The 11793-nt window shown below is 38.4% G+C and carries 15 protein-coding genes, 1 tRNA gene and 2 pseudogenes; 5 read left to right on the top strand and 13 right to left on the bottom strand.

The window, feature by feature from the left end; all coding sequences use genetic code 11:
• A pseudogene (locus tag I4641_RS21935) lies at window positions 1–247 on the bottom strand (hypothetical protein); the annotation flags it as partial.
• A 213-nt stretch (window positions 248–460) separates the two neighbouring features.
• Here I4641_RS21935 and I4641_RS21940 point away from each other — a divergent pair.
• Window positions 461–534 (top strand) — tRNA-Pro (locus tag I4641_RS21940).
• A 152-nt stretch (window positions 535–686) separates the two neighbouring features.
• Here I4641_RS21940 and I4641_RS21945 read toward each other — a convergent pair.
• From I4641_RS21945 to I4641_RS21990, 10 genes are all read right to left on the bottom strand, one after another.
• Complete coding sequence (locus tag I4641_RS21945; protein ID WP_229642725.1) at window positions 687–1349, bottom strand: Na(+)/H(+) antiporter subunit B; 663 nt, start codon at window positions 1347–1349, stop codon at window positions 687–689.
• The gene (locus tag I4641_RS21950; protein ID WP_229642726.1) at window positions 1346–1909 is read right to left on the bottom strand and encodes a DUF4040 domain-containing protein; all 564 of its coding nucleotides are present in this window, start codon (window positions 1907–1909) and stop codon (window positions 1346–1348) included. The genes I4641_RS21945 and I4641_RS21950 overlap by 4 nt, the downstream gene beginning before the upstream one ends.
• Complete coding sequence (locus tag I4641_RS21955) at window positions 1906–2196, bottom strand: monovalent cation/H(+) antiporter subunit G (RefSeq protein ID WP_229642727.1); 291 nt, start codon at window positions 2194–2196, stop codon at window positions 1906–1908. The genes I4641_RS21950 and I4641_RS21955 overlap by 4 nt, the downstream gene beginning before the upstream one ends.
• Window positions 2193–2444 carry a hypothetical protein gene (locus I4641_RS21960; protein ID WP_229642728.1) on the bottom strand — a complete coding sequence of 84 codons (252 nt, stop codon included), beginning with the start codon at window positions 2442–2444 and terminating at the stop codon, window positions 2193–2195. Before I4641_RS21960 ends, I4641_RS21955 begins: the two co-directional genes overlap by 4 nt.
• 4 nt (window positions 2445–2448) lie before the next feature.
• On the bottom strand, window positions 2449–2847 hold the full coding sequence (locus tag I4641_RS21965) for a Na+/H+ antiporter subunit E (RefSeq protein WP_229642729.1): 399 nt from the start codon (window positions 2845–2847) through the stop codon (window positions 2449–2451).
• Window positions 2820–4304: a cation:proton antiporter gene (locus I4641_RS21970; protein WP_229642730.1), complete on the bottom strand. Its 1485-nt coding sequence runs from the start codon at window positions 4302–4304 to the stop codon at window positions 2820–2822. Before I4641_RS21970 ends, I4641_RS21965 begins: the two co-directional genes overlap by 28 nt.
• A gap of 137 nt (window positions 4305–4441) precedes the next feature.
• On the bottom strand, window positions 4442–4777 hold the full coding sequence (locus I4641_RS21975) for a cation:proton antiporter subunit C (protein ID WP_229642731.1): 336 nt from the start codon (window positions 4775–4777) through the stop codon (window positions 4442–4444).
• Between the two features lie 120 nt (window positions 4778–4897).
• Complete coding sequence (locus I4641_RS21980) at window positions 4898–6301, bottom strand: cation:proton antiporter (RefSeq protein ID WP_229642732.1); 1404 nt, start codon at window positions 6299–6301, stop codon at window positions 4898–4900.
• Window positions 6302–6420: 119 nt separating this feature from the next.
• Window positions 6421–8115 carry a bicarbonate transporter BicA gene (gene bicA / locus I4641_RS21985; RefSeq protein ID WP_229642733.1) on the bottom strand — a complete coding sequence of 565 codons (1695 nt, stop codon included), beginning with the start codon at window positions 8113–8115 and terminating at the stop codon, window positions 6421–6423.
• Window positions 8116–8220: 105 nt separating this feature from the next.
• Window positions 8221–8424, bottom strand: a complete 204-nt coding sequence (locus I4641_RS21990) for a hypothetical protein (RefSeq protein WP_229642734.1) — start codon at window positions 8422–8424, stop codon at window positions 8221–8223.
• A 209-nt stretch (window positions 8425–8633) separates the two neighbouring features.
• On the opposite strand from I4641_RS21990, the gene I4641_RS21995 reads away from it, so the two are divergent.
• The 4 genes from I4641_RS21995 to arsC all read left to right on the top strand — a co-directional run bounded on the left by I4641_RS21995 (window position 8634) and on the right by arsC (window position 11250).
• Window positions 8634–8951 carry an ArsR/SmtB family transcription factor gene (locus I4641_RS21995; protein ID WP_229642735.1) on the top strand — a complete coding sequence of 106 codons (318 nt, stop codon included), beginning with the start codon at window positions 8634–8636 and terminating at the stop codon, window positions 8949–8951.
• A gap of 94 nt (window positions 8952–9045) precedes the next feature.
• Entirely contained in the window at window positions 9046–10191 is a 1146-nt protein-coding gene (gene arsB / locus I4641_RS22000) for an ACR3 family arsenite efflux transporter (protein WP_229642736.1), read from the top strand.
• A gap of 17 nt (window positions 10192–10208) precedes the next feature.
• Entirely contained in the window at window positions 10209–10832 is a 624-nt protein-coding gene (arsH, locus tag I4641_RS22005) for an arsenical resistance protein ArsH (protein WP_229642737.1), read from the top strand.
• Window positions 10833–10854: 22 nt separating this feature from the next.
• On the top strand, window positions 10855–11250 hold the full coding sequence (gene arsC / locus I4641_RS22010; RefSeq protein ID WP_229642738.1) for an arsenate reductase, glutathione/glutaredoxin type: 396 nt from the start codon (window positions 10855–10857) through the stop codon (window positions 11248–11250).
• Between the two features lie 9 nt (window positions 11251–11259).
• Here the strand turns inward: arsC and I4641_RS22015 are convergent, their stop codons facing one another.
• Both I4641_RS22015 and I4641_RS24460 read right to left on the bottom strand, forming a co-directional pair.
• Window positions 11260–11577, bottom strand: a complete 318-nt coding sequence (locus I4641_RS22015; protein ID WP_229642739.1) for a hypothetical protein — start codon at window positions 11575–11577, stop codon at window positions 11260–11262.
• A gap of 45 nt (window positions 11578–11622) precedes the next feature.
• Window positions 11623–11718 (bottom strand): annotated as a pseudogene (locus tag I4641_RS24460) (transposase); the annotation flags it as partial.
• Window positions 11719–11793: the final 75 nt, after the last annotated feature.

The raw sequence follows: 11793 nt of genomic DNA on the forward strand, positions 1-11793 counted from the left end.
CGATCGCTCTTTTTTTTCCCTGATTATAACCTAAACTAGGTGCGTCTAAGCTTAACTCAATATCAGCGTTAATAGCTTGTGCAATTCTAAGAGCATTTATCCAGCCCTCATCAGTATTTGTTGAGACATTAATATCGTGCCTCTTTCCTTTTGGATACGTGAATCTAATATTAATCGAATCATATCTAGATACAGATACGCTTATCTTACCTATCTTTGCCTTTCTCTCTTCGTTGTTGATATACATTGGTTTCAGCGATTTCGGTGAGGCACACCAATTTCACACCAATTTTTAGAGAGAAAGCTGATTTTAAGTCTTTTTGGTTACTTATGTGAGACACAAGAAGTAAAAAACAAATGACCTGTTTGCTATTGTCTGAAGCCCTTTATCCCGTTAAAGTTACCTATTCACAATAATTTGTGTTAGAGTATCTAAGGACTTAAATAGTCCATCGAAAAACGGGATGTAGCGCAGCTTGGTAGCGCGCCTGCTTTGGGAGCAGGATGTCGCAGGTTCAAATCCTGTCATCCCGATACGCCTCAGGGCTTTATATAGCAAGACTTTCACTGAGACATCCTACTAGCGATCGCTGACTTGAGTAGCCAATAATTATAAATTATAATTATGTTACAAATAGAGATTTTTCAATAGTTTATTCTAAAGGAATATAAATCTAAAAATGTAATTATAGCAATCCTCGATAGCGCACAAAAAGTAAAATCACTGCCCACGAACCTAATGTCACTTTAATGGCTACTAATATATTCAGCAAGGGAATAATTCCTCCACTAAATAACGTCCCTAATTCTCCTACGGGTATTGCCCAGCCAGATAAAGTAATGGCAGCCAAAAGAATAAAAACTATTACTAAAGCCTTTTCCCAAGTGCTAATATGCCATCTTTTGTAGATGTTTTCCATCATTTCGGAAGAAGAAGTAATGGCAATCAAACCGATCGCCGTTCCTCCTGCTACCCCCGCTGCAAAACCGCCCCCTGGACTAAGGTGTCCCCGAATGCCTAACTCGATACTAATGATAGCTGTAATTGTTGCCCCCAGTCGCGCCAAAATAATCGAAGGGCGATCGCTAAATTGATAGACTATATTAGTTGGTTGTTCGTCTGCCAACAAAAACCCTACACCCAAAACAGCGATCGTAAACACTACTACTTCAAAAATAGTGTCATAGAGTCGGTTGCGGAAAATAATCCCCGAAACTGCATTGGACACTCCTGCATCTTTGACAATAGATTCAACGATCGCCATTTCCGACCATTCTGCGGTGGGATTGGGCATAATTAGCATTTTGATGAATACTGCTATTCCTGCTACAACATAAATCCATTTCATTTGTGTTTGTCCTCTGAGCTTGGTATGGTTATGTAGCTAATTTCTGTATCGGGAAAGGTAAACTCTGTCTGTAAAATTTCAAACAGACGATGCACTCTAATTGTTGTTTGATATATAGGGTTGTTATCCATATTGGAAAGTTCCGAACGCTCGCAGATCCCATGAACTTCTCGCTTTAAAAGAGCCTGTTTTAATAATTCTCGATCAGGATATTCAACTAACTCTAAGCGCAAATAATATTTCTGAGTAACTTTTCTTAAATTAGCGATTAATTCTGTAAAATAATCTTCAGTTGAATCTGAATTTTTAGACAATATTCCCAAGCGCATTACTAAAGAAGAACGAACTGCAATCACATATAAAGTGACTGCTAACATTGTTCCTACCAAAGCTTCGGTCAAAGCTACATCTGCCCCACCTAAAATTGAATATACTAAAGCTGCTATTGCGCCTAGAATAGCTCGAATTACCAAGGCATTATAAGGATTAGTTTGAGATACTAAAATTAATGCCGACAAAGGTAATAATGCCACGATTACATAAATATAATTGTCAATCATTGATTATTTATTGATTGTTTTTTATTACTGCTAGAACAATATGCCAATACATAGCCTAGTACTGTATTCCAAATGGCTAGAGTGATAATTGCTAAGATTAATAATGACCATTCATTAGGTATTTTAAGTAATAAACCAAAAACAATAGCCATCGAACCGAGAGTGTCGGATACAGAAAGGCTATGAAGTTTAAACAGAACCGATCTATTACCAAGTAAGGGTAATGTTCCCCAAAACCAGAAGATAATTCCGACAATAATTAAACCATAACTTAGAGCATCAATCATACTTCGTTTAACCTTTTGATTAAATGTGCCAGTAACATTAATCCAGCCTCTCCAACGCTTAGAATAATTACTGCGACAACGCCAATTGACCAATCATCCCGTAAAACGGAAATAACCAGCATCATAATTGAAGTTTTGGTGGCAATACTGGCAAATGCCAACATTTTTTGCCAAATATTATCATCTTGCCAGGCTTCATATATGGGAATTAGTAAAGCTAAAATCATCGCGATTAAAATTGAATCCATTTTATTACTTATTACTTACTTTTCGTTTAACTCTGTGTATTTCATACCAACCCTCTTCATCATATTTAGTAACTATAGTTTTAGGAGTAAAAGTAATTAGAAATATATCCAAGAATACCAATCCTAAGCTACGTTCGGGCTTGACCCTTTTTCTAATAAAATCTTCATCGTTGTGGGGTCTAAATATAATTTCAATTGCTTCTAAATATGCTTGAGGAATTGCTAAAATAATTTCCCATAAAATTCGCAACCAGTCTTTTAGGGTACTAGAAGACTTGCGATTGCCAGGTAATAAAAAGGCGATCGCTATACCAATAATAATATTAGGTAAGCTAAAATCGGCAGTCAATAAAAACCAAACTGCCAGTCGTAAGACTATGTTGAGAACTGAAATTGCGCCCATAGCATCCAAAAAAGTAAGATTAATATTAAGCTCATTGTGCCGATTAAAGAATCGAATTTTTCAAAGTTACGGGGTAGTTTAATCGCCAATTTCTTAAAGATAAAAAAGTATGCTAGCCAGCCTAAAATAATAGTTATCAAGGGCTTAATTGTATTTTGCAGTGTATAAGCTTGATAATAAAAAATATTAGCCCCAACTAAGCCACCCAGTAAAATAACCATCGCCCACCAAAAACCAGACTGGATTTTTTTCTTTTCGTCTTGTTTGACTATTTCATCTCGATTTAGGATCGATTTCTGGCGGGGTAAAAAGATAAATTTAGCAAAGGAAATAGCTGTACCTAAGGCAGCAATATTCATCCCTATTATCTGCCAAGGTAAGAAATTTTTACTACTGAGAACTTTTGCCCCAAAGCCCGATAGTAAAGGAAATCCAGAGATGGAAAAACTAGCAATAACCAACACCACCCAAATCTTGCTGTCGATCGGTTGATGCTGTAATTGTTTAAAATTACGACTGGGTAAAACACCAGCAATCAAAAATAGTGCGGATTTAACTAAGCCATGAGTTAGGGCATAAAATCCACCTACTACGGGGGCTGCAAGTACAAAACCTAGTTGGGAGATAGTATGAAACGCCAACATTCGTTTGGTATCTTTTTCTAATACCGCAAAACCCACTCCTAAAAGGGCAGTACAGACTCCAAACAATCGTACAATCGGATCTATTTCTTCTAGAAGTAAGGCACAACGCAATAAAGGAAAAACCCCCGCTTTGACTACCACCCCTGAAAGCATTGCCGATACAGGAGTTTCTGATTCGGAGTGAGTTAATGGCAACCACAAACCAGGAATGAAAATTCCGCCTTTAACTAATAATCCGAGAAAGATTAAGGCGATCGCTTCGGTAGGAGAACCTCGCAAACCTGCATAGTTAAATGAATGGTGGGCTTGATATAGCAAAATTGCCCCCATCAAGTAAAATAGCATGGCGACATTACTAATAAATAAATAGCGTAACCCTACCCAAATCGATCTATCGGTACGGGGATAAGCAATTAAAAGAAAAGCTGCAATACTAATAACTTCTAGGGCTACATACAAGCTAATAAAATCTGCACAGATGAAAGTCGCGTTAACACTCCCATGCAGCATCGCTATCTGCATATAAAAGAAGGCTGTCTTCTCCGTTTGCCAGCAATAAATAACGACTGCTGCCGTGACTAAAGCATTAGTCAAAATGAAAAAGCTGCTTAAGCGATCGACAATCAAACTAACGCCAAAACTATCTAGTAGCTGAATATTTAAAGGGGATGCTAATAAAAATATTTGTACGGCATAAGCAAGAGATACTAATGCCATTCCTAAAGCAAGAATGCGATCTAATTTAGGTACTAAATAAACCACAAACCCAATTAAAAAAGGTAAGATCAGCCAAGCGATCGTTACATTAGTCATAGTGCAATATATCTACGGTCGAGCTTTTCTAGAATAGATATAGGTGTTAATAGATTAAACATTGATTTAATTTGAAACCCCAACAGGATGACTACTTATTTCTTATTTCTTATTTCTTATATGCGTAGCGGTACTAATTATGGCGTATTATTTTGCTCGATCGCACTAGCTTCTAGAGTAGGATTGTTTTTAGCTAATTTCATCACTCCCACCAACATCAAAGCCTGAATGGAAAAGCCAATCACAATCGCCGTTAAAATAACTGCTTGGGGAACAGGATCGGCATAACCCACATTCTCTTTATTGCCCACAATTGGCGTAAACAAACCACTGCGGGATGCTATCAAGATGTAATAGGCAATAACTCCCGTACTCATAATGTCCATCGAGATGATTTTCATCACTAGGTTTTGCTTTAAAATTATGCCAAGAAAGCCACATAATATTGTGGCAAAAACACATGCTTCTAACATTTTTATTCCTAATTCTAGTAATTAATTATTAATTATTAATTGTTGATGCTTGTAAATGTTGAAGAGATGTTAAATGGTCTAAGTTAATTAACTTAGACCAAAGTATTCTAGTTGTTGATTTTATTGGTTGTTAGCAGTAGCCAAATCTGCTTTGTCGGCTTCTTCTTCTCCTTGAAAGGCAAAACGGAGTAGAGGAGGAGCAATAAAGGTAGTCAGAATCACCATGATAATAATTGCTGCTTGCAAAGGCTTATCTAAAACACCGCTAGCTGCACCAATACCAGCAAATACCAGACCAACTTCTCCACGAGGAATCATGCCAATACCAATTGCCAAACGATTTACTTTTTCTTTGCCAAATACCGCCCAACCAGTAATTACTTTACCGATGATGGCTACGACAATTAAAAACGCTGCAATAACTAAACCCTGACGATTTACAGCACTAGTGGGATTAAGGACGCTTAGATCGACTCTGGCACCCACAGAGACAAAGAAAATGGGAACTAAAATATCGGCGATAGGAAGAATTTGTTGGTCTAATTCCTTACGTTTGTCTGTTTCATCTAAAACTAAGCCCGCAGCAAATGCACCGAGAATTGCTTCTAAATGAATCACATTAGCCAAAAATGCCATGGAGAAGGCAAAGGTTAAAGCAGGAATAACTAAATTACCTCTAGTCTGTAGTTTTTCAGCGATCGCTACAAAGCTTTTATTGAAGAATTTACCGAGAAATATCGAACCCAATAAGAAAGCCGTGGCACTAATAATCAAATAAATTAAGTTAGTAACATCCACTTCTCCAGTCTTTGCCAAACTAGCAACTACTGCCAAAACAATAATACCAAGGACATCATCAATTACCGCAGCCCCGACTATAATTTGACCTTCGGTAGACTTAAGCTGCCCTAATTCTGATAATACTTTAGAGGTGATGCCAATACTGGTAGCAGTTAAAGCAGCCCCTGCAAACACCGCAGGAATAGTGGGCATCCCAAAGATTAGCATCAATCCTGCCGTACCAGCCACAAAAGGAACGACAACCCCTACCACCGCTACTATAGCTGCCCTCGAACCTACTTTTTGTAATTCTCTTAAATCGGATTCTAAACCAATTTCAAAGAGGAGAATAATTACTCCTAATTCCGCTAAGACAGAAACAACTTCGCTAAAAGAAGCAAATACCTCACTACTACTTTCAGGACTCAAACCTGCAATTTGTTGCAAGATAGTTACTACAACCGAATCCCCCGCCACCGCACCTGTTTCGGGAAAAACTAATAGGTGCAAAGCGGAAACTCCTACGATTACCCCGCCGACTAATTCTCCTAGTACTGGAGGTAAATTAGCTAATTGAGAAAGTTCTCCTCCTAGTTTGCTTGCCAAATAGATAAAGACAAGACTTACTAAAACTCCTGCCAATACCAACGGTGCAGCTTCTGGATTTGGTTCGGTTGCCAACAAAGAATGGTAAACAATATCGGGGGATAACCCTATTAAAAACATTGGTGTTGAGTAGAGCATGATTATTTTATTTTATTTTTTGATTAGGATTCAATTTTCAGCTTGGTTATCAGTCATTAATTATTTGTATTTTATTGATATTTGAGCATAACTAATGACCAATAAAGAAGTAATCACTATCAAGCTATTGCTTGAGAATCAATCGTGTCGCTACCAACATTTACTAAGTTGCGATCAACATAATTTACTGCTTGTCTGAGAGCGGAAGCACGATCTCCAACAATATTTTCTTGAGGAATTCGTGCCATTACGCCCATTTTTCTCAGACGTTTTTCTGCTTGTCCGCTAACTCCAACAATGAATACTTGACGACCTTTTTCGACTGCTTCGGTAATCGCATTTTCTAAAGCTAAGGAAGAAGTTACTCCCAAAATTGGTACATCAGACAAATCTAAAACTAAGGCTTTATAATCATTAATTAGATTGTGTTCGCGAGAAATAGCTTTGGCTACGCCAAAAATCATCGGGCCACTTAGATAAAATAGCAACACGTTACCATTGGCTCTTTCTAGAAGTTCTTTTTCTTCGCTATTAAGCTCGATCTCTTCATCGTCATAAGTAACGGCTTTAACCTGATCCGCACGGTGGTTAGAAAGACGTTCGATAGTTAAAACGTTAGCAACGAACACCCCCACACCTACAGCTACAATTAAATCGACAAATACTGTCAGTCCAATTACCCCATACATAATGATTGCTGCTTTAGGCGAAATTTTGTGAGCGCGTTTGAGGAAACCCCAATCAACAATATCAAAACCTACTTTAAAAGCAATACCTGCTAAAACTGCACTAGGAATAACGGTTAAATATTGACTTAAGCCTAAAACCACTACCAGTAAAATTAAAGCGCGAGTCAAACCAGAAACAGCAGTTCTACCGCCAGACTGGATATTAACTACCGTACCCATAGTTGCACCAGCACCAGCAATACCGCCGAACAAACCAGAAACTAAGTTCCCAATACCTTGACCAATTAATTCTTTGTTGGAGTCGTGTTCGGTACGAGTTAAACTATCAGCAACTAAGGACGTTAGCAGAGCATCAATACAGCCCAACATCCCCAACACTAATGCGTCAACCAACATCACTCGAAGTTGATCGGCAGAAAACGTAGGTATTTGTAGGCTGGGTAAGCCGACTGAAATTTCCCCAATACGGCGAATATCCGCATCACCCAAGAAAAATATAGCGATTAAAGTTCCAACAATTAATGCGAGTAACTGAGGAGGCAAAAATTTCTTTAACTTAGAAGGATAGAAAAAGAGAATCGCAACCGTGATTACAGCTAAAACAGTTTCAATAGGATTAACATTGGATATTAGGGTTGGTATATTTTGTACCGTACCAATTACTCCACCTTTGGGACTAGCCTGACCCAAAAACGGTGCTAATTGCAGGATAATTAGAATTACCCCAATCCCAGACATAAAGCCAGAGACTACCGTATAGGGCATCATGGTAACGTATCTGCCTAGTTTTAATATCCCGAAAATAATTTGCAGAACTCCCGCCATCATAACGACGGTAAATGCCATCGCCAAACCCTGTTCGGGATTGGCTGCGGTCAAACTAGCAATTACTGCTGTCATAACTACGGTCATTGGACCTGTTGGCTCTGAAATAAGGGTAGGAGTTCCGCCAAACAAAGCTGCAAAAAAGCCGACCAAAATAGCTCCCCACAATCCCGCAGAAGCCCCCGCACCAGAAGCGACACCGAAAGTAAGAGCCATTGGTAGGGCGATAACCGCAGCAGTAATACCGCCGAAGATATCGCCTTTTACGTTTCTAAAATGTATTTTATTAGTAATTGCCATAGTGGGAATTTCAAAGGTTATTTGGTAAAATTTTACTATGTTTTAAGGTTCTAATATTGACAGTTGAATAAAAACTATGTTAAAAAATCCAGCCATAGATTTTATTCAACTATAGGAAATATACATCTGATAGATACAGAAAATTACGATCCCGCTCAGACATTGGAATAAAAATGGGCTGGTAAAATAGCCCCAACTCAAGGGAATAACAGCAGCCGAGGTTAAAGCTAATCGATAAACTTCATCAGCAGTTTTAATGCCAACCCAGAGTATTACCAGTCCTAAAAGAAGCAATATACAGTGCGTCATTATATTTACCTCGGCTTTAAATTTTGTTTAATGTGAGTTTATTATAGATTAATTACTATGATTTAAAAAAATGAATAGCTTTTTTTCTATATAAAAAATATAACAGGATACAGAACAAAATCCAAGAGTCTTGGGATTAATAGTTCAAAAGTCAATATTAAGTAAAACTAATTAGACATAATAAATATAAAATATATCAATAAAATTTGATGTCAGTTAGCATTCAAGATTCAACTCAAATATGTGCTGGTTTTCGCGCTTTCGCCGATCCTTTGAGGCTACAAATAATTGAATTATTGCGATCGCAAGAACTCTGTGTCTGCGAATTATGCGAGCAATTGGAGGTTAATCAATCTAAGTTATCTTTTCATCTCAAAAACCTTAAGGATGCAAATCTGGTAAATTCTCGGCAACAAGGTCGTTGGATGTACTATAGCCTCAATTTAGTTCAATTTGTGATTTTGGAACAGTACTTAGCCGAATATCGACATCTGGGAACAATATTACCCGCACAAACTTGTGAGTAAGAGATTTGATATATCAAAAAAAATTGATACATCAAGATTATTTGATATAAACTAAAATTACTCGAACATTTTTCAGTCGAGTAATTTAGTAATTATGAAATCAGAAAGTCCAGCTATTAATACCCAAGCCGTACAAGCAGGGGGTCAATTAAATATCTTCGAGAAATACCTCTCTTTGTGGGTTGCGCTGTGTATAGGTGGGGGAATTATTTTGGGAAAACTCTTTCCTGGAATAGCCCAATCTTTAGATTCGATGAGCGTTTATAACGTTTCCATTCCCATCGCGATTTGTTTATTTTTCATGATGTATCCGATCATGGTCAAGATAGACTTTTCCCAAGCCAAAAAAGCAGCGCGATCGCCTAAGCCTGTATTATTAACCCTAGTCATAAACTGGCTGATCAAGCCTTTTACGATGGTGGTGTTTGCTCAATTCTTTTTGGGCGGACTATTTCAGTCTTGGCTGTCTTCTACCGAAGTCATCAGGGGAGTAGAAGTTACTTTGGCAAACTCTTATATTGCGGGGACGATTTTACTGGGAATTGCCCCCTGTACGGCGATGGTGTTGATGTGGGGGTATCTATCCTACAGTAACCAAGGACATACTTTAGTCATGGTCGCGGTTAATTCTTTAGCAATGCTGTTTCTTTATGCACCTTTAGGGAAATGGTTGCTCTCTGCCAATAATCTGACCGTACCTTGGGAGACTATCATACTTTCCGTTTTAATTTATGTCGGCTTGCCATTAGCAGCAGGTATATTTAGTCGTTACTGGATCTTCCACAACAAAGGAAGAAGGTGGTTTGAAGATAAATTTTTACAATATCTTTCTCCCATTGCGATCGCAGCATTACTATTAACTTTAATTCTATTATTTGCTTTTAAAGGAGAACTAATTGTTAACAACCCGCTGCATATATTATTAATTGCCGTTCCCTTATTTTTACAAACTACCTTCATCTTCTTCATCACCTATGTAGCAGCCCTAAAACTAGGTCTGGATTACGAAGATGCAGCCCCCGCAGCCTTAATTGGTGCGAGCAATCACTTTGAAGTTGCGATCGCCACAGCGGTAATTTTATTCGGTTTAAACTCTGGCGCAGCCCTAGCCACAGTAGTTGGTGTGTTGATCGAAGTGCCTGTAATGCTGATGCTAGTAGAATTCTGTAAACACACTGCCAATTGGTTTCCCCGACAGCCAGAAAAAGCCACATTGTTAGATCCGCGCTGTTGTAAGTAACAATAAATTTTGAAATTATGTCTAATTTAGATCGTCCGCCAAGAATACTATTTTTGTACGGATCTTTGAGAGAAAGATCCTATAGCCGTCTCTTAGCCGAAGAAGCAGCCAGAATCATCACTGATATGGGTGCAGAGGTTAAATTCTTTCATCCCCACGAACTACCATTGCGGGGACAAGTAGACGAAACCCATGCCAAAGTGCAAGAATTGCGGGAGTTAAGTCAATGGTCAGAAGGGCAGGTTTGGTCTTCTCCCGAAATGCACGGCAACGTTACGGGTATATTAAAGAATCAAATCGACTGGATACCTTTAAGTATAGGTTCTGTTAGACCAACCCAAGGAAAGACTTTAGCCGTGATGCAGGTTAGTGGTGGTTCGCAATCGTTTAACGCCGTTAATACCTTGCGGATTTTAGGGCGATGGATGCGGATGTTTACCATTCCCAATCAATCTTCTGTAGCCAAGGCTTATCAAGAGTTTCACGAAGATGGAACGATGAAAGACTCTGGTTATAAAGACAGGGTAGTCGATGTAATGGAAGAATTATATAAATTTACTCTACTACTAAGGGATGAAGTTGACTACCTAACAGATCGTCATAGCGAACGTAAAGCTAAAGTACAGACTGCAAGTAAATAATTTTTTAAAAGAAATATTAAAAATGAAAAAAGTAATGTTTGTTTGTCGCCGTAATTCCTGTAGATCGCAAATGGCAGAAGGTTTTGCCAGAACATTAGGGGAAGGAAAAATTGAAGTAACCTCTTCTGGCTTAGAAGCTAGTCGAGTACATCCCACAGCAGAAGAAGTCATGTTGCAGGTTGGTATCAATATTACCGATCAAACTAGCGATGCTTTGAAAGATTTTAACGCCGACGATTACGACGCAGTAATTTCTATGTGCGGTTGTGGCACAAGTTTACCCCCTGAATGGGTAGTAAGAGAAGTGTTTGAAGATTGGGAATTGGAAGATCCTGACGGAAAGCCGATGGAAACTTTTCACCGTGTCAGGGATGAAATAAAAGAGCGAGTAAATAAATTAATAGATCGATTAGCTTGAATCCCCAATTTATCTCAAATTGCCACGATGGAGAATTACGGCACTAGGAATAGTATTATTTTGGCTATCGTCTAGCATCAACAATTCCACGCTGCCATAGTAAGCTTTGGGGGTATTTTCCAAACATCTATAGCTATTATTATCACTGTGATAGATACCAAACTCTCTATGACCTTTGGGTCGAGCTTGCCAGTGAATCAAAGTAAAACTCCCTGAGAGAGAAAATTGCTCAATGATGGGGTTAAAATCGAGTTCTAATTCACTACCCGCTACATCTGGAGTAGATACTTTGAACTTAGCCTTAGATATAGTGTGGACAATTTTCATCTGTCTTTAGGCAGGAAACCTCCTGCTACGCAGGGGGAGGAATGCCTACTCAGGTCTATCTTGGCTTTGGATATATTTCTCAAGAGTTTCAATAGTTACACCGCCACAACTTGCTACAAAATAACTAGGTGTCCAAAGAACTTTTGGAACTCAAGCCAGATATAGCTGTGTTTGAACCCACAGGAGTTAATTATTCCAAACTTTGGGGGACTCATT

Source organism: Waterburya agarophytonicola KI4, from assembly GCF_020640915.1.
In the GTDB taxonomy this organism is placed as follows: domain Bacteria; phylum Cyanobacteriota; class Cyanobacteriia; order Cyanobacteriales; family Xenococcaceae; genus Waterburya; species Waterburya agarophytonicola.

Bases quoted from the DNA above. Each gene is read 5' to 3' on its own strand.
- I4641_RS21945 (WP_229642725.1), bottom strand. From the start codon at position 1,349: ATGAAATGGATTTATGTTGTAGCAGGAATAGCAGTATTCATCAAAATG.
- I4641_RS21950 (WP_229642726.1), bottom strand. From the start codon at position 1,909: ATGATTGACAATTATATTTATGTAATCGTGGCATTATTACCTTTGTCG.
- I4641_RS21955 (WP_229642727.1), bottom strand. From the start codon at position 2,196: ATGATTGATGCTCTAAGTTATGGTTTAATTATTGTCGGAATTATCTTC.
- I4641_RS21960 (WP_229642728.1), bottom strand. From the start codon at position 2,444: ATGGATTCAATTTTAATCGCGATGATTTTAGCTTTACTAATTCCCATA.
- I4641_RS21965 (WP_229642729.1), bottom strand. From the start codon at position 2,847: ATGGGCGCAATTTCAGTTCTCAACATAGTCTTACGACTGGCAGTTTGG.
- I4641_RS21970 (WP_229642730.1), bottom strand. From the start codon at position 4,304: ATGACTAATGTAACGATCGCTTGGCTGATCTTACCTTTTTTAATTGGG.
- I4641_RS21975 (WP_229642731.1), bottom strand. From the start codon at position 4,777: ATGTTAGAAGCATGTGTTTTTGCCACAATATTATGTGGCTTTCTTGGC.
- I4641_RS21980 (WP_229642732.1), bottom strand. From the start codon at position 6,301: ATGCTCTACTCAACACCAATGTTTTTAATAGGGTTATCCCCCGATATT.
- bicA (WP_229642733.1), bottom strand. From the start codon at position 8,115: ATGGCAATTACTAATAAAATACATTTTAGAAACGTAAAAGGCGATATC.
- I4641_RS21990 (WP_229642734.1), bottom strand. From the start codon at position 8,424: ATGACGCACTGTATATTGCTTCTTTTAGGACTGGTAATACTCTGGGTT.
- I4641_RS21995 (WP_229642735.1), top strand. From the start codon at position 8,634: ATGTCAGTTAGCATTCAAGATTCAACTCAAATATGTGCTGGTTTTCGC.
- arsB (WP_229642736.1), top strand. From the start codon at position 9,046: ATGAAATCAGAAAGTCCAGCTATTAATACCCAAGCCGTACAAGCAGGG.
- arsH (WP_229642737.1), top strand. From the start codon at position 10,209: ATGTCTAATTTAGATCGTCCGCCAAGAATACTATTTTTGTACGGATCT.
- arsC (WP_229642738.1), top strand. From the start codon at position 10,855: ATGAAAAAAGTAATGTTTGTTTGTCGCCGTAATTCCTGTAGATCGCAA.
- I4641_RS22015 (WP_229642739.1), bottom strand. From the start codon at position 11,577: ATGAAAATTGTCCACACTATATCTAAGGCTAAGTTCAAAGTATCTACT.